The organism is Neisseria weixii (genome assembly GCF_002327085.1).
In the GTDB taxonomy this organism is placed as follows: Bacteria; Pseudomonadota; Gammaproteobacteria; order Burkholderiales; family Neisseriaceae; genus Neisseria; species Neisseria weixii.
On record NZ_CP023429.1, the window covers coordinates 1,793,471 to 1,812,770 of the forward strand.

The 19,300-nt window shown below is 50.1% G+C and carries 16 protein-coding genes and 3 pseudogenes; 10 read left to right on the forward strand and 9 right to left on the reverse strand.

All coding sequences use genetic code 11. The features are described 5' to 3' along the window. Positions 1 to 74: 74 nt before the first annotated feature. On the reverse strand, positions 75 to 821 hold the full coding sequence (locus CGZ65_RS09185; protein WP_096295607.1) for an amino acid ABC transporter permease: 747 nt from the start codon (positions 819 to 821) through the stop codon (positions 75 to 77). 376 nt (positions 822 to 1,197) lie between these two features. Here CGZ65_RS09185 and trhP point away from each other — a divergent pair. Further along, a pseudogene (gene trhP, locus CGZ65_RS09195) lies at positions 1,198 to 2,552 on the forward strand (prephenate-dependent tRNA uridine(34) hydroxylase TrhP). An 85-nt stretch (positions 2,553 to 2,637) separates the two neighbouring features. On the opposite strand, the gene CGZ65_RS09200 reads toward trhP, so the two are convergent. Beyond that, on the reverse strand, positions 2,638 to 3,339 hold the full coding sequence (locus tag CGZ65_RS09200) for a right-handed parallel beta-helix repeat-containing protein (RefSeq protein WP_096295609.1): 702 nt from the start codon (positions 3,337 to 3,339) through the stop codon (positions 2,638 to 2,640). A 646-nt stretch (positions 3,340 to 3,985) separates the two neighbouring features. On the opposite strand from CGZ65_RS09200, the gene CGZ65_RS09205 reads away from it, so the two are divergent. From CGZ65_RS09205 to CGZ65_RS09215, 3 genes are all read left to right on the forward strand, one after another. Further along, positions 3,986 to 4,723, forward strand: a complete 738-nt coding sequence (locus CGZ65_RS09205; protein WP_096296156.1) for a methionine ABC transporter ATP-binding protein — start codon at positions 3,986 to 3,988, stop codon at positions 4,721 to 4,723. Position 4,724: 1 nt separating this feature from the next. Beyond that, the gene (locus CGZ65_RS09210; RefSeq protein WP_096295610.1) at positions 4,725 to 5,411 is read left to right on the forward strand and encodes a methionine ABC transporter permease; all 687 of its coding nucleotides are present in this window, start codon (positions 4,725 to 4,727) and stop codon (positions 5,409 to 5,411) included. Positions 5,412 to 5,504: 93 nt separating this feature from the next. Next, positions 5,505 to 6,449, forward strand: coding sequence for a MetQ/NlpA family ABC transporter substrate-binding protein (locus CGZ65_RS09215; RefSeq protein ID WP_096295611.1), 945 nt, complete (start codon positions 5,505 to 5,507; stop codon positions 6,447 to 6,449). A gap of 179 nt (positions 6,450 to 6,628) precedes the next feature. Here the strand turns inward: CGZ65_RS09215 and CGZ65_RS09220 are convergent, their stop codons facing one another. The 5 genes from CGZ65_RS09220 to CGZ65_RS09240 all read right to left on the reverse strand — a co-directional run bounded on the left by CGZ65_RS09220 (position 6,629) and on the right by CGZ65_RS09240 (position 12,140). Then, positions 6,629 to 7,633: an IS5 family transposase gene (locus CGZ65_RS09220; RefSeq protein ID WP_096295612.1), complete on the reverse strand. Its 1,005-nt coding sequence runs from the start codon at positions 7,631 to 7,633 to the stop codon at positions 6,629 to 6,631. Positions 7,634 to 7,890: 257 nt separating this feature from the next. Next, on the reverse strand, positions 7,891 to 8,340 hold the full coding sequence (locus tag CGZ65_RS09225; RefSeq protein WP_198345272.1) for a DUF411 domain-containing protein: 450 nt from the start codon (positions 8,338 to 8,340) through the stop codon (positions 7,891 to 7,893). 215 nt (positions 8,341 to 8,555) lie between these two features. Beyond that, positions 8,556 to 9,494 carry an agmatinase gene (speB, locus tag CGZ65_RS09230; RefSeq protein WP_096295613.1) on the reverse strand — a complete coding sequence of 313 codons (939 nt, stop codon included), beginning with the start codon at positions 9,492 to 9,494 and terminating at the stop codon, positions 8,556 to 8,558. A 73-nt stretch (positions 9,495 to 9,567) separates the two neighbouring features. Next, entirely contained in the window at positions 9,568 to 11,460 is a 1,893-nt protein-coding gene (gene speA, locus CGZ65_RS09235) for a biosynthetic arginine decarboxylase (RefSeq protein WP_096295614.1), read from the reverse strand. A 215-nt stretch (positions 11,461 to 11,675) separates the two neighbouring features. Continuing rightward, positions 11,676 to 12,140 carry a universal stress protein gene (locus CGZ65_RS09240; RefSeq protein WP_096295615.1) on the reverse strand — a complete coding sequence of 155 codons (465 nt, stop codon included), beginning with the start codon at positions 12,138 to 12,140 and terminating at the stop codon, positions 11,676 to 11,678. A gap of 187 nt (positions 12,141 to 12,327) precedes the next feature. Here CGZ65_RS09240 and CGZ65_RS09245 point away from each other — a divergent pair, with 187 nt between their 5' ends. From CGZ65_RS09245 to pncB, 3 genes and pseudogenes are all read left to right on the forward strand, one after another. Further along, positions 12,328 to 13,104, forward strand: coding sequence for a tRNA threonylcarbamoyladenosine dehydratase (locus CGZ65_RS09245; RefSeq protein WP_096296157.1), 777 nt, complete (start codon positions 12,328 to 12,330; stop codon positions 13,102 to 13,104). Beyond that, positions 13,101 to 13,960, forward strand: a pseudogene (locus CGZ65_RS09250) (segregation and condensation protein A). Before CGZ65_RS09245 ends, CGZ65_RS09250 begins: the two are co-directional and overlap by 4 nt. 77 nt (positions 13,961 to 14,037) lie before the next feature. Then, positions 14,038 to 15,261 (forward strand): nicotinate phosphoribosyltransferase, encoded by a 1,224-nt coding sequence (pncB, locus tag CGZ65_RS09255; RefSeq protein WP_096295616.1) that lies wholly within the window; start codon positions 14,038 to 14,040, stop codon positions 15,259 to 15,261. Positions 15,262 to 15,294: 33 nt separating this feature from the next. On the opposite strand, the pseudogene CGZ65_RS09260 reads toward pncB, so the two are convergent. Then, a pseudogene (locus CGZ65_RS09260) lies at positions 15,295 to 15,944 on the reverse strand (IS1595 family transposase). Positions 15,945 to 16,055: 111 nt separating this feature from the next. Further along, positions 16,056 to 17,318 (reverse strand): Glu/Leu/Phe/Val family dehydrogenase, encoded by a 1,263-nt coding sequence (locus CGZ65_RS09265; protein ID WP_096295617.1) that lies wholly within the window; start codon positions 17,316 to 17,318, stop codon positions 16,056 to 16,058. A gap of 381 nt (positions 17,319 to 17,699) precedes the next feature. Between CGZ65_RS09265 and CGZ65_RS09270 the strand changes: the two genes are divergently transcribed. From CGZ65_RS09270 to CGZ65_RS13440, 3 genes are all read left to right on the forward strand, one after another. Continuing rightward, positions 17,700 to 18,419, forward strand: coding sequence for a phosphoglycolate phosphatase (locus tag CGZ65_RS09270; RefSeq protein WP_096296158.1), 720 nt, complete (start codon positions 17,700 to 17,702; stop codon positions 18,417 to 18,419). Between the two features lie 11 nt (positions 18,420 to 18,430). Beyond that, complete coding sequence (gene recX / locus CGZ65_RS09275) at positions 18,431 to 18,958, forward strand: recombination regulator RecX (protein WP_096295618.1); 528 nt, start codon at positions 18,431 to 18,433, stop codon at positions 18,956 to 18,958. 141 nt (positions 18,959 to 19,099) lie between these two features. Continuing rightward, complete coding sequence (locus tag CGZ65_RS13440) at positions 19,100 to 19,267, forward strand: hypothetical protein (RefSeq protein WP_096295619.1); 168 nt, start codon at positions 19,100 to 19,102, stop codon at positions 19,265 to 19,267. The last annotated feature ends 33 nt before the right edge of the window (positions 19,268 to 19,300 follow it).

Below are 19,300 nucleotides of genomic sequence, written 5' to 3' on the forward strand. Positions count from 1 at the left end.
CGTTATATTTGAACGCACAAAATCAAAGGCCGTCTGAAACATTAAGTTTCAGACGGCCTTTTCTATTCATTTAATCAACGATGTACCACATTATAACGCTTTTCCAAACGCAGGAAGATCCAGCCCAGGCAAGTCGTCATCAGCAGATAAATCAGTGCCACGGCATACAGCGGCTCTTCATACACCGAATAGCGGCCGGAAATCGTGTTTTGCACATAAGCCAACTCGGCTACCGCAATCGCCGAGAGCAGCGAGCTGTCTTTCAGCAAGGTAATGAATTCATTTGCCAACGGCGGCAACATACGGCGCAACGCCTGCGGCAAAATCACATAGCGCATCGCTTGCGGATAAGTTAAACCTAAGGAGCGCGCCGCTTCGATTTGGCCTTTGTCAATCGACTGGATACCTGCGCGGAAAATTTCCGTAATGTACGCCCCCGCGTTCACCATCAAAGCCAGCGTACCGGCAATCAGCGCACCATAACCGCGACGCAGCTCCACCGCCGCATCACCGCTCACCAACCAACCGTCGGTCGGGTGAATCAGCGCAACCACCCAAATAAAGTACCAAATAAAAATCTGTACAAACAAAGGCGTACCGCGAAACAGCGTCACATACACCAGCGACAACGTGCGCAACAGCCATGCCACCGCTTTGAGCAACACGCCGCCTTTTTCAAAATACACCAACCGCGCCAGCGCGCCGAACAAACCCAATACCGTGCCGCCTAAAGTTGCCACCAAAGTCAAACCCAGCGTGGTCAACGCGCCGTAGAAGAACATCCAGCGATATTCATAAATAATGTCAAAACGAAAATCCATATCCCGCTCTTATCAGAAGTTTCCGCCATGCCTGAAGCGCATGACGGCAAATCGTGGCAAATAAACGAGACATTTTACAAGAAAATACAAACTTTGAATGCCTTTTATCACACAAATTTGATTTCAGACGGCCTTTTTACACTTAATATAGGCCGTCTGAAACCGTTGACTTCCACATCTACCGCACCCAACCATTTAATGACACAAGCCATGTTTCATATGTAAAAACCAAGAAAAACAATGCTGAATCGGCCGATAAAAATTGACCCCCCTAGCAAAAAAGCGGATAATCCGCCCATTCCGATTAATTTTATTTCAGACGGCCTCCACGTATCTCAAGGCCGTCTGAAAACATTTATAAAACAAAGAACACAAGATGAAAGCGCCTGAATTACTCCTACCCGCCGGCGGTTTGGAACGCATGCGCGCCGCTTACGATTTCGGCGCGGATGCCGTGTATGCCGGTTCGCCGCGCTACTCGCTGCGCGCGCGCAACAACGAATTTGCCAAACTCGACGTGTTGGAACAAGGCATTAAAGAAGCGCACGAGCGCAATAAAAAATTCTTCCTGACCGTCAACACCTTGCCGCACAATTCCAAGCTGAAAACCTTTGTGGCCGATATGGAACCTTTAATTGCCATGAAGCCCGACGCGCTGATTATGGCCGACCCCGGTCTGATTATGACTGTGCGCGAAAAATGGCCGGATATGCCGATTCACTTGTCGGTGCAAGCCAACACCACCAACTATTGGGGTGTAAAATTCTGGGAAAAAATCGGCGTGGAGCGCATCATCTTGTCACGCGAATTAAGTATGGACGAAATCGCCGAAATCCGCCAGGAATGCCCGACACCGAATTGGAAGTGTTTATTCACGGCGCATTGTGTATTGCTTACTCAGGCCGTTGTTTATTATCAGGTTACTTCAACCACCGCGACCCCAACCAAGGCACCTGCACCAACTCTTGCCGCTGGGATTACAAAGTACACGATGCAGAAACCGACGACATGGGTGATGCCAAACTGCTGCAAGGTTTCAACTTTGAAAAAGCACAGGAAGAAGCCAACCAAAACTTCGAAGGCATCAACGGCCAGCAGCGCCATCCTGCCGCCAACAAAGTATTCCTGATTGAAGAAAGCAACCGCCCGGGCGAATTCATGCCGATAATGGAAGACGAACACGGCACTTATATCATGAATTCCAAAGACTTACGTGGCATTGAAGTGGTCGACAAACTCACCCGAATCGGCGTGGACAGCCTCAAAGTCGAAGGCCGCACCAAATCGCTGTATTACGTTGCCCGCGTGGCGCAAAGCTACCGCAAAGCGATTGACGATGCCGTCGCCGGCCGCCCGTTTGACTTGAGCCTGTTGAGCGAACTCGAAGGCTTGGCCAACCGCGGCTACACCTCCGGCTTCTTGGAGCGCCACAAAACGCAAGATTACCAAAACTACCTCAACGGCCATTCCGTAGCGAAACAAAGCCAATACGTCGGCCATGTGACCGACATCGACAACGAAGGCTGGGCAACCGTTGAAGTGAAAAACCGCTTTGCCGTGGGCGACACCATCGAAATCATCCACCCGAGCGGCAACCAAACCATCACGCTTGAGCATATGACCCGCAAAGGCGAAGCAGTTGATGTCGCCCCTGGCAACGGTATTCAGGTGAAAATTCCAAATATGCAGGGCAAAGAAAAAGCCTTAGTGGCGCGGATTATGAATCCTTAAGTGAATGAAAAGAAAAAGGCCGTCTGAAAAGGTATGAAACATTTTCAGACGGCCTTTTATCAATTTAATCAAATAGTAAGTTAAATTATTTTATCGTGCGATTCTCACTAATTCGATTATGGCTACCCTCATCACGAATTATTCTACGGATGGGTAAGCGATAGATTTGGTTGTTCTCAACCACATTAAAATCGGCAAAGTCGCGGTTATCCAAACTACTGCCAAACGCATAGCCCGCATCTGCTTCACAATAATTGCGGTTGCCATGACGTGCACCCAGCCATACTGCCGGCAAGTGTCCTCTATATTTATGATAGTAAAACACATTTTGGCTTAAAGTATTGTAAGATGGCGTTTGGTGACGGATGGTGCCGCCTTCGCCGCAATTGCGGTAAAAATAAATACCGCCATGATTAAGCGCGGAAAAACGGTTATGGCTGAACGTATTATGTGCCGAGCCGTCAATGGTAATCAATTCCCGCTTTGATGTTTTGGCGTCAATATTATTACGGGTAAAGGTATTGTGGCCACTCTCTGCATCCAGATAAACAGCCACACTTTTGCTATGCCCTGTAATGCGGCTGTTGGCAACAGTCACATGATTCACACCCGGCGCCAGATACAAAGGAATACGGCCATTTCCGCTGATATTCATGTTTTCCAAACGAATACGGCTTGGCGCAGCTGCCTGCGCACGCTCCGTATGGCCGGCTTCAAGCGAAGACAAGCGCAATGCTTCCGCTTCCCCATTCGTCCCCATACCCATCACACGTACCGAACCGGCCACTTTGCAGCCGCGAATGGTAAAGTTTTCCGGACGCAGCCATTGGTTTTGCTGTTTTTTGAGCGAATTACTATGCTGTCTCCACCCGTAATATGGGTAGGTGCAACCGTATTGCCATTACAATCAAACACCTGATTGCTTGCCCCGCGCCCGTAAAATACAAACGTTTGCTAATGGTACGGTTTTTCGGCAACGTGGCCGAGCAGGCAACTTCTACGCTGTTATGCTGAGCGGTTGCCGGTGCTAAAATTTCGTCTAATTGCGCTGGTGTGCAGGTTGCCGCCCATACAGGAACCGCCGCCATTACCCCGCCTAGGCTGGCTAAAATTTTGATGGTTTTCATTTTTTATCGATTAATCATAAGATATAGAACACTCAACAGGCCGTCTAAAAACTTGCCTGCCGACTTCAGACGGCTTTCTATCACAACACTCGGTATTTTTCAAAACAAACCCGCCCCAAACATTCAGACGGCCTTGATTCTTGACACTATTTCACGTTTTCGTTACTATTTCCCATTCACACTTTTATGCCGATTTGACACAGCTTGCGGGCACAAACAGCTAAAGCGTTTGCAGATGACATTTATTTCGACTGCAAAACCAGCCCGTTGTGTCAGACATCGGGCTTTGTTGTATTTGAGAACATTATGATTATTTTAGACAAAGTTTCCAAACGCTACCAAACGCGCGATAAATCGTGGTTTACAGCAGTGGGGCCGACCAGTTTGGAAATTAAAGACGGTGAAATTTTCGGTTTGATGGGCTATTCCGGCGCGGGCAAATCGACCTTATTGCGGTTGATTAATCTGCTCGAGCGGCCGGATTCGGGACGTGTTTTGGTCGGCAATCAGGATTTGATGACGCTAAATGGCGCGCAGTTGCGTCAGGCACGGCAAAATATCGGTATGGTGTTCCAGCAGTTTAATCTGTTGAGCAACCGCACGGTGGCGGATAATGTGGCTTTTCCGTTGGAAATTGCCGGATGGCCGTCTGAAAAAATCCGTGCGCGCGTGGCGGAATGTTTGGAAATTGTCGGTTTGCAGGAGCGCGCCGGTCACTTCCCTGCCCAGCTTTCGGGCGGACAAAAGCAGCGTGTCGGCATTGCCCGCGCGTTAGCACCTAATCCGCAAGTGATTCTGGCCGACGAGCCGACTTCCGCGCTCGATCCGGCCACGACCCGCAGCGTGTTGGAGTGCTTGGAAGACATCAACAAACGCTTCAACGTCACCATCGTCATCGTGACCCACGAAATGAGCGTCATCCGCCGCTTGTGCGACCGTGCCGCCCTGCTGGACAACGGCCGCCTGTTGGAAGTGGTAGAAGTGAACAACAACCAAATTCATGCCCAATCGGAAATCGGGCGCGAACTGATTCGGGAGGATTGAGATGGCGGATTTGACTTTTTCCAAAGCCCTCGCCACCATCAGCGGCATGAAAGGTGAGATTTACCAAGCCTTGGGCGAAACCTTTATCATGGTCGGTTTATCCACCTTGTTTGCCGTGGTGTTCGGCACTTTATTGGGCGTGTTGCTGTTTGTCACTTCCAACCGCCAATTGCACTACAACAAGCCGCTGAATTTTGTGTTGGACAACTTGGTCAATTTAATGCGCGCGTTTCCGTTTGTGATTTTGATGATTGCGCTGATCCCGGCCACCCGCGCCATCATCGGCAGCACCATCGGCCCTTACGCGGCTTCCCTGGTGTTGAGCGTTTCCGGCCTGTTTTATTTTGCCCGCTTGGTCGAGCAAAACCTGCGCGAAGTGCCGCGCGGTGTGATTGAAGCGTCGATCAGCATGGGGGCGACACCGCTCACCATCATCCGCAAAGTGCTGCTCAATGAAGCGCGCGCCGGCATGGTGTCCAGTATTACCGTATTGGCCATCGGCCTGCTCTCTTACAGCGCGGCGGCCGGTATGATCGGCGGCGGCGGCTTGGGCGACTTGGCCATCCGCTACGGCTATTACCGCTATCAAACCGAGGTCATTATCTTCATCGTGGCGATTTTGGTGCTGATGGTGATTGCCATGCAGGGCTTGGGCAACTGGATTTCGCGCCGCCTCGACAAACGATAGAAGAATTGTTTATAAAGGCCGTCTGAAAAATCATTCATCTTTTTTCAGACGGCATGTTATGATTTCTGCTACACACATTTAAGGAGTATCGTTATGAACGTAAACAGCGTATTGAAAACCTTCTCAGCCGCCGCTTTGGCCTTGGCTTTGGCCGCTTGCGGCGGGCAAAAACAAGAAGCCGCTCCGGCCGCTTCTGCCGCCTCACCGGCTGCCGACAGCACCGGTGCCAAAAAAGAAATCGTCTTCGGTACCACCGTCGGCGACTTCGGCGACATGGTGAAAGAACAAATCCAACCGGCCTTGGAAAAGCAAGGCTACACCGTGAAATTAATCGAATTTACCGATTATGTGCGACCTAACCTGGCTTTGGCCGAAGGTGAAATCGACATCAACGTCTTCCAACACAAACCATACTTGGAAGATTTCCGCAAAGAACACAAATTAGACATCGTGGAAGCCTTCCAAGTGCCGACCGCGCCATTGGGTTTGTATCCGGGCAAATTGGCCTCATTGGATGACGTGAAAGAAGGCAGCAGCGTTTCCGCGCCAAACGACCCATCCAACTTCGCCCGTGCTTTGGTGATGTTGAACGAATTGGGCTGGGTCAAACTGAAAGACGGCATCAACCCATTGACCGCCTCTAAAAACGACATCGCCGAAAACCTGAAAAAAATCAAAATTGTCGAGCTGGAAGCCGCGCAATTGCCGCGTAGTCGCGCCGATGTTGACTTTGCCGTGGTAAACGGCAACTACGCCATGAGCAGCGGCATGAAACTGACCGAAACCCTGTTCCAAGAGCCTAGCTTTGCCTACGTCAACTGGGCAGCCGTGAAAACCGCCGACAAAGACGCGCAATGGTTGAAAGACGTAGAAGCCGCCTATAATTCGGAAGAATTCAAATCTTACGCTAAACAACGCTTTGCCGGTTACAAATATCCTGCCGTATGGGGTGGTCAAGCTGCTGACGAAGCCAAAGTTGTCGCTGCTGAAGCCCAACAAGCCGCTTCAGAAGCATCTGCTGCTTCTGCCGCACAATGATTGAGTCGTTTTGATTAAATATTAAATAGCTGCAATAAGGCCGAGACCTTTGCAAAATACCGGCCACCCCATCCAAACGGTTACCTGAACAATCAGGTAACCGTTTTTTCATTTTCAGACGTGTTTCCCGTCCGTATTTCCCCCAATCAGCCCCTTTATCGGGGTGCCCGTTGCCCTTTTCAGGCAGCAGCAGGCACACGAAGCCTGCCGGCTGCCTTTGGCAGGTTCAGGCACACCGCTTTCAAATGGCTTTGCGCCGGTACTTTCCGTAAACCGAAATAACGCGCTCTTTTACAGCCGGATTTCCGGTGCGGCGTACCGAAGGTTTGCCCGGCCGCACAGCGCACTTCCGACAGCTGCGTATTGCGCTGTTTCTCCTGCTCCGTTAAAGGTTTGCCCCGCTGTGCCTTACGCATCATGCCGCCGGACAGCCGTTTGCTTTGCAGATGCTCCCGGTTGGCTTTACTGTCATACCCCTTATCGGCACAGACGGTTGTTCCGGGTGCGGTGCCGTCCGGCAGCGGTCCGAAATGGTTGCACTCACGGGCGTCGGCCGGGGTGGTGTGCAGTTTCCCGATACAGCCTTCCGAACCGGTGCGGGTGTGTTGTTTGCAGCCCAAGGTGAATCTGCCCTCTTTCTTCACCCGGCGCGCATCCTTGTCTTTGCCGGGCAGGGTTTCGGCAGTGATGCCGTTTTCATCGGTTTCGACAGCCTGACGCTGTTTGCCGCCGGCAGTTTGGATGATGGCGGCGTCAATCACTGCTGCCGGGGCTTTCTCTGTTTTTAAGCCTTTTTCGGTCAGCCGGCGGTTAACCGGTTCGGGAAGCCGGGCTAAGGCGTCATCCTGTGCCGGCCGGTTGCGGAAACGGCAGGGGGTGCTGCGGCCGGGTAAGGCGGCTTCATCAAAGCCGCAGAAGAAGCAGAAATCCGGACGGGCGGCTGAACAGCGTTCCGATTCCGGATCGGAAAGGCTGTGCCATTGGCCGGGCAATACGGCTTTGAGCATGGGCGGCAGCGGATAGGCGGGGCGGCCGCGGTGACCGCGGATGTAACGGGTCTTTTGCCGGTTGGGCAGTTGTCCGGCGGGCTGCCAATCGGGCAGCCGGTTAATTTTGAGCAACGGGCAGCTGCCGGTATGTTTGCCCGTCATGATTCGGGCTTGTTGGTGGAAGAAGCTGCTCATAAAAAACTCCTCTGAATTCTTTAGGGGGAATTTAGGGGAGTTTTGGGGTTTTTGCAAAGGTCTCAGGCCGTCTGAAAGTCTAGTCTTTCAGACGGCCTTTGTTTGGTACCATCGCCAATATAATCATGGCTATTGGAATAATTAATACTGATCGGATGGCTGGTCGATTTTAGCAAAAACCTGATAAGTGCCATCATGATTCAGCTGCATAACTTCATAAGGCATAAAATGTCCCCCATCCTCCATACCCACACTGCCTACGGGCATGCCCGGTACAGCAAGACCAATCGCATTTTCAGGGGATTTTCTAAAAAGGTAATCATTGCCTTCATGGGGACATGCCCTTCAAATACATAACCGGAGCTGCTGACTGTGGTATGGCATGAGCGCATTTCCGGTGCAATCGCATACTGATCTTTGATTTCAGCCACTTTGGCATTACTTGAAAGCACCACATCCTTTATCACCCAGCTATCCGCTTTGGCATGTTCTATCCATTGATGGCAGCAGCCACAGTTAGCATCACGGTTAACCGTCAGTTGCTCTTTTAATCTTTTTTGAGCAGATGTTGGATATGAAGAAGAATGCCCAACGACAGATACCGGCGCTGTTTTCTCCTGCAAATTCACGTTTTCCTGTTGAATATCCGTTTTTTGACACGCAACGAGCAACAGGCTCAAAACAACAAAACTCAGTTTATTTTTCATAAAATATCCTATTCATGGTAATGGATTCCACTATTTTAAAAGCTGCTTTTTAGTGATACCAGACTTTCAACTATGCTGGAGAGGCAAGTTATTTTCAGATTCACACGAAAGTATTATTCGCAACTTTTCGAGTAGTTGACCAAAGCATATGCTGTATCAATCCTAATAGTTTCAGACGGCATATTGATTTAGCCAAACACTGATTATCCAACAATTTAAATTACATCAACCAGCTTTTTTGCCCCTTGCAAATACAACATTTCCAGCGCAATGGTTGCGCCGGCCAAGGCGGTGATGTCGGCTTGGTCGTAAGACGGGGCAACTTCGACCACATCCATACCGACGATGTTTAAATCAGTCAGGCCGCGCAGGATTTTCAGGGCGCGGTCGGTGGTCAGGCCGCCGCACACAGGCGTGCCGGTGCCGGGTGCAAAGGCGGGGTCGATGCAGTCGATGTCGAAAGTCAGGTATACCGGCATATCACCGACGGTTTCTTTGATTTTGGCCACGGTGGTTTCGACGCTGTCGTCATTGACTTGCGGTGCGCTCAAAACGGTAAACGGCAATGATTTGTTGTATTCGGTGCGGATGCCGATTTGCACCGAGCGCGACGGGTCGATTAAGCCTTCTTTCGGCGCGGTATAAAACATGGTGCCGTGATCGAATTCGCTGCCGTTGGCGTAAGTGTCGGTATGGGCATCGAAATGCACCAAGGCAAGCTTGCTGAAATGTTTGGCGTGGGCACGCAATAAGGGCAGGGTCACAAAATGGTCGCCACCCAAACTCAAGCATTTTTTACCGGCTTGCAGCAATTGTGTCGCGTGGGCTTCGAGTTTTTCGACAAAATCGCGGCTGTCGCCAAAGGAATAAACCAAGTCGCCGCAATCGACAATGTTTAAGCGTTCGCGCACGTCGAATGTCCACGGAAAACGCTTGTGTTCCCACGTCAGGTTCATCGAAGCCCGACGGATGGATTCGGGGCCGAAGCGTGCACCGGAGCGGCCGGATACGGCGATGTCGTAAGGAATGCCGGTAATCACCCACTCGGCATCGCCTTCGTAAGGGTTGAAATCAAGCGGCAGACGCAGGAAGCCGAAATTGTTGGAAACCAGTGAATTGTCGGTTTGTCCGGCAAGGGTGGTGTAAGGGTTCATTTTTTTCCTTTAATTATATGTAACTGTTTTCAGACGGCCTCGAGACCTTTTCATCCATGAGGCCGTCTGAACATTATTCTTCTTCCAAATAAGTATAACCATTCAGCCCGATTTCCAGCTCTTTCAAAAACGCCATCGCTTGCGAAGCCGGCAAATCGGAATGTTCGATTTGTTCGCGGTAGCGGCGCATCAGCTCTTTCGGGTCTTGGTACACATATTCGAGCATATCGGCGACAGTGTTGCCTTCGTCGTAATCGGCCACGTCAAATTGGTCTTGACCTTGTACCATCACGTCGATGGTGGTTGTATCGCCGAACAAATTATGCATATTGCCCAAAATTTCCTGATACGCGCCGACCATGAAAAAGCCCAACAGCGGCGGATTGTCTGCCGGATAATCAGGCATCGGCATGGTGGTGGCAATACCGTCGCCGTCGATGTAGTGGTCGATGGTGCCGTCTGAATCGCAGGTAATATCCAGCAACACAGCGCGGCGGGCGACTTTCTCATTCAGACCGGTAATCGGGCAAACGGGGAACAATTGGTCAATGCCCCACACATCGGGCAACGATTGGAACAGCGAAAAATTCACATACAGTTTATCGGCAAAACGCTCTTGCAATTCGTCGATGATGGTGCGGTGCGAGCGGTGTTTTTCGTTGAACAATTCGCCGACCTCGTGGCAGATATTCAAATAAAGCTGCTCTGCCCAAGCACGTTGCTCAAGGCTCAGCAGGCCCACGTTGTATTGATTGTGCACATCCGACAAATCAAACTGGCTTTCGTGTATCCAGCTTCTGAGCGAACGCTTTTCACGCGAATCGAAAATATCCGTCCACGTTTCCCACATGCTGTGCAACACGCGCGGATCGTCTTCAGACGGCGCACTCAATTCTTGCGGCGTATAGCGTTCCGCACCAATCACGTTCGCCACCAACACGGCGTGATGCGCAGTAATGCCGCGCCCGCTTTCGGTGATGATGGTCGGGTGCGGCAGATTGTGCTCGCGACAGGACTGGCCTATACCCCATACCACCGTTTCGGCGTATTCGGTCAGGCTGTAATTGACCGAGCAGTCCGATTGCGTGCGGTTGCCTTCGTAGTCCACGCCCAAGCCGCCGCCCACATCGAAACATTGGATATTCACACCGAGCCTGTGCAATTCGACATAAAACCGCGCCGACTCGCGCACACCGGTGGCCACATCGCGGATATTGCCCAATTGCGAACCGAGATGGAAATGCAGCAATTGCAGACAATCCAAGCGGTTGCTCTGCTTCAACACCTCCACCAAATGCAGCACTTGCGAAGCCGATAAGCCGAATTTCGATTTGTCGCCGCCCGACGCCTGCCATTTTCCCGAACCTTGCGAAGCCAAACGCGCACGCACGCCCAAGCGTGGCTTCACGCCCAGTTTTTCTGCTTCTTCCAGCACCATTTCGATTTCGGAAATTTTCTCAATCACCAAATAAACCTGATGGCCGAGCTTCTCGCCCATCAAAGCAAAGCGGATGTATTCGCGGTCTTTATAGCCGTTGCAGACAATCAACGTCTGCGTGGTGCCCGCATGCGCCAACACGGCCATCAGCTCCGCTTTCGAGCCTGCTTCCAAACCATGCGGCTGCCGGCTGTGGATCAGCGTTTCAATCACACGGCGGTGCTGGTTGACCTTAATCGGATACACCAAGCAATAATCACCTTCATAACCAAAACCGGTTCTGGCCGTCTGAAACGCCTGATTAATCGAGTGCAGGCGGTGTTGCAGAATTTGCGGAAAGCAAAACAAAATCGGCAGCCGCGCGCCCTGCTTTTTCTGTACCGACTCGGCCAGCTTTTGCAGCGACACGGTTTTCTCCGGCTCGGCCGGATTCGGACGCACAATCACCTCGCCCTTTTCATCGGCATCATAATAATTAATGCCCCAATAACGGATATTGCAGACCTCGCTGATGGTCGGTGCAGCCATTTTTGCTTCCCTTCAAATAGGATGATTACGCTAAACTCAAAACGCGATTATAAAACCAATTGATGTCAGGATAAGGATTTTTTCGGTATTTTGAAAAATTATTTGGCGCCATTTTGAAAATAATGATATATGAATATACACGGTGGCTAAATCATAACAAAAAAGCCGTCTGAAATATTCAGACGGCGTGGGGTTAATTTAGCTTACAAGAAGCGTTATTCTTCTTCGGCTTTGCTGCGAATCACCAACAATGGCAAGTGGCTTTGGCGCATCACAGTTTCAGCAAAGCTGCCCATCAGCAAATGCATGAGACCGGTGCGGCCGTGCGTGCCCAACACCAGCAAATCGGCACCGTTGGCATCAGCGTAATCCACCAACTCTTGCGCCATTTCACGCGCGCCTTTGTTGGCAACCAGCAAATGTTTCACAATGTTGGCCACACCGTATTCACGTGCTGATTTTTCGGCAAATTCCAACACTTCGTTACCCTGCGCCACAGCAGCGGCTTCATAGCTTTCGTGTTGTAAAAATTCAGGTGCCAGAGCCATGTATTCGGCCGGATTGGCCACGTGTACCAAAGTCAGGCGGGCTTCGTTGACACTGGCCAAATCAGCAGCATGTTTCAACGCGTTTAAAGAAGTTTCACTACCATCAACGGCAACCACTAAATGCTTATACATTGTCATCTCCTTCCAAGGCCTTTTTGCGGCACGATATTTTTCAAGTGATGGGATTATAGACTGTTCTCTCGGCTTTACACAACAGCCTTGACGGTTCAAGTATAATACGCCTTTGGCTTTTTGCGATTAATTTTTACTTCGCGCGGCCGCCTTTTCATTTATTTTTTGATTTATCACAAGGTTGACCATGTCCGAGATTAATTCCCTGTCGTCACGCCGTTTCGGCGGCATTGCCCGATTGTATGGCGATTCAGCATTGCAACGCTTTCATCAGGCGCATGTATGCGTGGTCGGGGTCGGCGGTGTCGGCTCGTGGGCGGTAGAAGCATTGGCACGCAGCGGCATCGGTCGTTTAACTTTGATTGATTTGGACAATGTCGCCGAATCCAATGTCAACCGCCAGCTTCATGCCCTGACCGGCGATTTCGGCAAGGCCAAAGCCAGTGCTTTGCACGAGCGCATTTTGCAAATCAATCCGGCTTGCCAAGTGGTTGAAATCGAAGATTTTGCCACCGAAGAAAATTTGCCCGATTTGTTTTCAGACGGCTTTGATTTTGTGATTGACGCCATCGACCAAGTGCGCGTGAAAGCAGCAATGGCGGCATATTTTGTGCAACACAAGCAGCCCTTTATCTTAAGCGGCGGCGCGGGCGGACAAAAAAATCCCGCCTTGATTCAGACAGCCGATTTAAGCAAAGTTACCCACGACCCTTTGCTGGCCAATCTGCGCTACACCTTGCGCAAACGCCACGGCTTCAGCCGCAACACCGCCGACAAAATGCGCGTACCGTGCGTGTATTCCACCGAAAACATTACCCCGCCGCAATCGGGCGAAGCCTGCGCCGCGGATGCCGCACTGCAAGGCTTGTCGTGCGCCGGTTATGGCGCGAGCATGCTGGTCACCGCCAGCTTCGGCCTGTATTGTGCGCAGGCGGCGATTGACCATATTGCAGGTGGCAAATGAACACTGCCGAGATGATGAGGCCGTCTGAAAGCGCGGTGGCATATGTGTTCGGCCAACCCGTTACCGATATCCCGCAGGATTTGTTTATCCCGCCTGATGCGCTGGAAGTGGTGTTGTCGAGCTTTCAAGGGCCGCTGGATTTGCTGCTGTATTTAATCCGCAAGCAGAATATTGATGTACTCGATATTCCGATGGTGAAAATCACCGAGCAATATCTGCACTACATCGCGCAAATGGAAGCTTATCAATTTGATTTGGCAGCGGAATATTTACTGATGGCAGCCATGCTGATTGAAATCAAATCCCGCCTGCTGCTGCGCGCCCCGAAGAAATCGAAGACGAAGAAGCCGATCCGCGCGCTGAATTGGTGCGCCGCCTGCTGGCTTACGAACAAATGAAGCTGGCCGCCCAAGGCTTGGATGCCCTGCCCCGTGCCGGCCGCGATTTCGCATGGGTGTATCTGCCTTTGGAAATTGCCGCCGAAGTCAAGCTGCCCAATGTGGCCGTGGCCGATTTAACGCAGGCCTGGCTCGGCATTTTATCGCGCGCCAAACACACGCGCAGTCATGAAGTGGTGCGCGAAGCCATTTCCGTGCGTGCGCAGATGACCTCGATTTTACGCCGTCTGAACGAACACGGTTTCAGCCGTTTTTCTACTTTATTCAAGCCCGAACAAGGTGCGGCTTATGTGGTGGTGAATTTCATCGCACTGCTGGAATTGGCCAAAGAAGGCTTGGTGCGCATTGTGCAGGAAAGCAGTTTTGACGAAATCGAAATCCATTTGAAACAGGCCGAAACCGAGGAAATCGAGTTGCTCGAATCGCTTTCAGACGGCCTTATTGCCCCAAACCCATAAAAATTTGTAAACTTTCCGTCATCTTTGCGGCCAAACGTGTTTTAATACTTTTTCTCCCCGTTAATGAGAACATTTTTATGACCTCACACGACCCCATCATCAAATCGCTACTCGACACCGATTTATACAAATTCACCATGCTGCAGGTGATTTTGCACCAATTCCCGCAAACCCACAGCCTGTATGAATTCCGTTGCCGCAACAAAGAAATGGTTTATCCGCTGGCCGATATTCAGGAAGAATTCGAGCGCGAATTGGATGCGCTCTGCCAACTGCGCTTTACCGACGACGAATTGGATTACCTGCGCCGCCTGCGTTTTATCAAAAGCGACTTTGTCGATTATCTCGAACTTTTCCAACTCAAGCGCCGCTTCGTCAAAGTGGATGCCGACGAACAAGGCCGCTTGCACATCCGCATCGAAGGCCCGATGATTCAGGCGATGTTCTTCGAAATTTTCATCTTGGCGATTGTAAACGAACTCTTCTTCCGCCGCTTGGAAACGCCGGAAGTGCTGGCCGAAGGCGAGCGCCGCTTGCAAACCAAAGTCGAGGCTTTAAAACAAATTGCCGCCCAGCAAGACCCTTCCGATCCGCCGTTTTTGATTTCTGATTTCGGCACCCGCCGCCGCTACAATCTGGCCTGGCAGGAACACGTAGTCCGTACCTTAAACGATGCTGCACCGCACATTGTGCGCGGCACCAGCAACGTTTACTTGGCAAAAAAACTCAATATCACGCCCATCGGTACCATGGCGCACGAATTCCTGCAAGCCTTCCAAGCCTTAGACGTGCGCCTGCGCAATTCCCAAAAAGCCGCTCTTGAAGCATGGGTACACGAATACCGCGGCGACTTAGGCATTGCGCTCACCGATGTGGTCGGTATGGATGCCTTCCTGCGTGATTTCGACCTTTACTTTGCCAAACTGTTCGACGGTTTGCGCCACGACAGCGGTGACCCGTATGTGTGGGGCGACAAAGCCTATGCCCACTATAAAAAGCTCAAAATTGACAGCCACACCAAAATGCTGACTTTTTCAGACGGCCTCGACATCGAAAAATCTTGGGCATTGCACCAATATTTCAAAGACCGTTTTAAAACCAGCTTCGGCATCGGTACCAACCTTACCAACGACATGGGCCACACACCGCTCAATATCGTGCTGAAGCTGGTCGAGTGCAACGGTCAATCCGTCGCCAAGCTTTCCGACTCACCGGGTAAAACCATGACCACCAACGACACCTTTTTAGCCTATTTGCGTCAAGTTTTCGAAATTCCCGAGCCTGAAGCAGATAAGCAATAAACCCTATTAAATTAAAGGGGCTGTACTAGACAACTAGAATAAATTCTGCTTTACTAATTGTTTTAAAATAGAACAAGAGACTTTATCTCACTGTGGTTAAAACGCCATTCACATTCCTTCAAATACAGCTCAAAATACTCTTTGGGAATGCCGTTAAACTTACGTAAGCGGCGTTTTGCCTGATTCCAAAAGTTCTCAATTCCGTTGATGTGATTTTGCCGATCAGCAAAGTGAGTGCTGTGATTGATGCGAAAGTGGCTAAACTCACTCACATCAAGTACGTCATAGCTTTTGTAACAATCAGTGTAAACAATACTGTCAGGCTTTACTTGCTCACGTATTACCGGCAATAAAGTGGCAGTTTGTGTATTGGGCACGGCAACGGTGCAAACCTTGCCGTTGCGCTTCAGAAGCCCGAATACAGCGACTTTGCCGGCTGCACCGCGACTACGTTTGCCTTTGCGCTGTCCGCCAAAACAGGTTTCATCAACTTCTACTCCGCCATCAGACATTTCCGGATGCGGGCTGTTATGGAAAATCAGTACGCGCAAACGATGAAAGCAATAGGCTGCCGTGTTTTTATTAACACCGGCTAATTGAGCTGCAGTACGGGCAGTAACACCCGCAATAAACAGTTCAATCAGTTTGTTTTGCTTGTACTGACTTAAACGGCTTCTTCTCATAGGGATTATTCTAACCTGAAATTAGATTTCCCTAGTTATCTAGTACAGCCCCTAATTAAAAGGCCGTCTGAAAGCATGAACCTTTCAGACGGCCTTTCTGACCTACCTTCATCAATACCAACCGCGCGCTTTCATGGCTTTTTCAATGCGGCGGATACTCATCATATACGAAGCGGTACGTAAGTCAACGCCGTATTCCTGCGCCAGATTCCAAATATCTTGGAACGCGCGGCGCAGCACCACGGTTTGTTTTTGCTGCACTTCATTAAATTCCCAGTAATAGCCTTGCAGGTTTTGCACCCACTCAAAATACGACACCACCACGCCGCCGCAGTTAGCCAAAATATCCGGCACCACCAACACACCGTTGGCCTGCAAAATCGCATCTGCTTCCGGGGTGGTCGGGCCGTTGGCACCTTCCACCACGATTTTGGCTTTCACATCACCGGCATTTTCAGACGTGATTTGGTTTTCCAGCGCACACGGTGCCAACACGTCCACATCTAAGGCCAGCAATTCGGCATTGGTGATTTCCCGGCCGTAGCCCGCTTCATTGGTGATGAAACCATTGGTTTGGTATTCTTTCAATACCGCGTCCATGTCGAGGCCGTTTTCATTATAGATGGCCACATCCACAGTCGAAACGGCCACCACTTTCGCACCGGCATCATGCGCGTACAAACCGGTATGGTAGCCTACATTGCCGAAACCTTGAATCGCATAAGTCGCGCCTTTCACGTCTTTACCGATTTTCTCCAAGGCTTGAACAGCTGCAAAATTCACGCCGTAACCGGTGGCTTCATTACGCGCCAACGAGCCGCCGAACTCAACCGGTTTGCCGGTAAACACACCCGGAGCAGAATATTTCACAATACTTTCGTATTCGTCTACCATCCACGACATCACTTTGCCGTTGGTGTTCACATCCGGTGCCGGAATATCAATTTTCTCGCCAATCAATGGCGCAATGGCGTTGGCGTAGCCGCGGGCAATGCGCTCCAATTCGGCTTCGGAATAATCTTTCGGGTCAAGCGTAATACCGCCTTTGCCGCCGCCATAAGGCAAACCTGCCACACAGCATTTAAACGTCATCCAAGTCGATAAAGCTTTCACTTCATCCATGTTGACATGCGGATGGAAACGGATACCGCCTTTATAAGGGCCAACGGCGTTGTTGTGTTGCGCGCGGTAGCCGGTAAAGGTTTTCACCGTACCGTTATCCAGTTTCACCGGGAAAGTCACTTCCAATACGCGTAACGGGTTTTTCAAAATTTCATACACCGCCGGATCGGTATTCAAACGATCGCACGCAGCTTTGACTTGTTTTTGGGCAATTTCAAAAGGATTCAGCGTTTCTTTTGCAGCATTCGACATCAGTAAGTCCTTTCACAAGGGTTTGTTAAGACGAGTGTCATGCATGCGACTATATCAAATTTTGGTGCTTTGTTTAAATAAAATATTTTAAAATCAATGTAGTAAATCTACTTTGTCAACATTATTAAAGTAATAAAATAAAAATAAAATTTTAATAAATATTTTTTAGGATTGTATTTGATTGAATTTTAAACATTCCTTATCCAGACACAGGCCGTCAGAATATTGAAAGCACCGTTTTACCTGAAAGATTTTTTTAATTTATACAGAAATAAAAAACCGCCAACCTAGCCGGAAATATGCCTAAAAATACCGCGGCCCCTTTTCAGACGGCCTATTTCAGGTAAAATTACTTACCGAACATAAACCTTGGAGAAGCTGATGACCACACCCACCATCGAACACGTTCAAGCTGTAGCCTTTGATTTAGACGGTACGCTATGCCACTCCGCACCTGATTTGATTGCCGCCGGCAACGCCATGCGCACTTATTTGGGCATGGAGACGCTGCCGGATTCGGAAATTGAAAGCTACATCGGCGACGGCATCGGCCGTTTAGTGCACCGTGTCATCACGCGCGAACGCGAAACCGATGCCGCGCCTGAGATTTGGGAAAAAGGTTTCGTGTTTTACATGCAATATTATCGCGATCATTTGAGCGACTTTACACGCCTTTATCCCGAAACCGAAGCCGGTTTGGGTCTCTTAAAAACCTTGGGCATCCCCTTGGCCGTCATCACCAACAAAACCGAAATCTTAGCCGTTGAATTATTGAAACAATTGGGTATCGCCGACGATTTCAGCCTGATTCTCGGCGGAGACAGCTTGCCCGAAAAGAAACCCAGCCCGCTGCCTTTGCAACATTGCGCCGAAGTATTGGGCATCGATATTGCCAACATGATGATGGTCGGCGATTCGCACAACGATATTCTCGCCGCCAAAGCCGCCGGCTGCTTCAGTGTGGGCGTAACTTTCGGCTATGGTGATATGGCTTTGTTGTCGCAAGACAAAGCCACCAAGCCCGATTGGCTGATTGGTTCGCTGCCGGAGATTTATGAAAACCTGCAACCGCAAAAAACCAAAGACGACGATGAAGCATAAGGCCGTCTGAAATGTACGAGTCCGAAAGCAACGGCTTTATCCACTTTGGCGATGCTGATGGCCAACCCAAACGCTCGGGCAAACCGCAAAAATCTTTGCGGGCGCGCGCTATGGATATTTTATCGCGCCAAGAAATCAGCCGTGTCGGACTGAAGCGCAAGCTCGCGCCGCATGCCGAGAGCGAGGAAGAATTGGAAAAAGTGTTGGATGAATTTGCCGAACGCAATTGGCAATCGGACGAGCGCTACACTGAAGCCTACATCCACAGCAAAAGCCGCCAACACGGCAAATTGCGCTTACAACAGGCTTTGGCGCAACAAGGCATTGATACCGACATCAGCCGTGAATTAATGCCTGATAAAGAAAGCGAGCTGCAAACCGCGATTCAGGTTTTACGCAAAAAATTCAAGCAGCCGGCAGGCGGCGATTTAAAAGAAAAACAAAAACAGGTGCGCTTTCTCGCCTACCGCGGTTTCGACATGGGCACAATTCAAGCGGCCTTAAAAAGCGATTGGTCAGCAGATGATGAATTTTTATAGCTCGTTTCAAATAGAAATAAAAGAACCGGCAACGCTGCATTATTTTTATTTGAAACGACTATATTGATTCATTTTGCTTGAATCTTCTTACCAAACGGCGTACGCTTCAGCCTATGAATATTCCAAGCGCGAGTTTGCATAATGACCGATAAAAACCCTTCTCCAAACGCACACAAGCCTTCTATCGAAGACGAACGCAACAACCCCGTTTATAAAGCCGGCCGAGCCGTGGTGATTTTCATGAGCATCGTGTGGGCGATTGTGGTGATTGCCGTTTTGTATTTTGTGTTTAAATTTTGGTTGAGTTAAAAACCTTTTCCTATTAAAAGGCCGTCTGAAACT

Excerpts from the sequence above, each read along its gene's own strand:
- CGZ65_RS09185 (WP_096295607.1), bottom strand. The coding sequence starts at position 821 with ATGGATTTTCGTTTTGACATTATTTATGAATATCGCTGGATGTTCTTC.
- CGZ65_RS09205 (WP_096296156.1), top strand. The coding sequence starts at position 3,986 with ATGATTATTTTAGACAAAGTTTCCAAACGCTACCAAACGCGCGATAAA.
- CGZ65_RS09210 (WP_096295610.1), top strand. The coding sequence starts at position 4,725 with ATGGCGGATTTGACTTTTTCCAAAGCCCTCGCCACCATCAGCGGCATG.
- CGZ65_RS09215 (WP_096295611.1), top strand. The coding sequence starts at position 5,505 with ATGAACGTAAACAGCGTATTGAAAACCTTCTCAGCCGCCGCTTTGGCC.
- CGZ65_RS09220 (WP_096295612.1), bottom strand. The coding sequence starts at position 7,633 with ATGAGCAGCTTCTTCCACCAACAAGCCCGAATCATGACGGGCAAACAT.
- CGZ65_RS09225 (WP_198345272.1), bottom strand. The coding sequence starts at position 8,340 with ATGAAAAATAAACTGAGTTTTGTTGTTTTGAGCCTGTTGCTCGTTGCG.
- speB (WP_096295613.1), bottom strand. The coding sequence starts at position 9,494 with ATGAACCCTTACACCACCCTTGCCGGACAAACCGACAATTCACTGGTT.
- speA (WP_096295614.1), bottom strand. The coding sequence starts at position 11,460 with ATGGCTGCACCGACCATCAGCGAGGTCTGCAATATCCGTTATTGGGGC.
- CGZ65_RS09240 (WP_096295615.1), bottom strand. The coding sequence starts at position 12,140 with ATGTATAAGCATTTAGTGGTTGCCGTTGATGGTAGTGAAACTTCTTTA.
- CGZ65_RS09245 (WP_096296157.1), top strand. The coding sequence starts at position 12,328 with ATGTCCGAGATTAATTCCCTGTCGTCACGCCGTTTCGGCGGCATTGCC.
- pncB (WP_096295616.1), top strand. The coding sequence starts at position 14,038 with ATGACCTCACACGACCCCATCATCAAATCGCTACTCGACACCGATTTA.
- CGZ65_RS09265 (WP_096295617.1), bottom strand. The coding sequence starts at position 17,318 with ATGTCGAATGCTGCAAAAGAAACGCTGAATCCTTTTGAAATTGCCCAA.
- CGZ65_RS09270 (WP_096296158.1), top strand. The coding sequence starts at position 17,700 with ATGACCACACCCACCATCGAACACGTTCAAGCTGTAGCCTTTGATTTA.
- recX (WP_096295618.1), top strand. The coding sequence starts at position 18,431 with ATGTACGAGTCCGAAAGCAACGGCTTTATCCACTTTGGCGATGCTGAT.
- CGZ65_RS13440 (WP_096295619.1), top strand. The coding sequence starts at position 19,100 with ATGACCGATAAAAACCCTTCTCCAAACGCACACAAGCCTTCTATCGAA.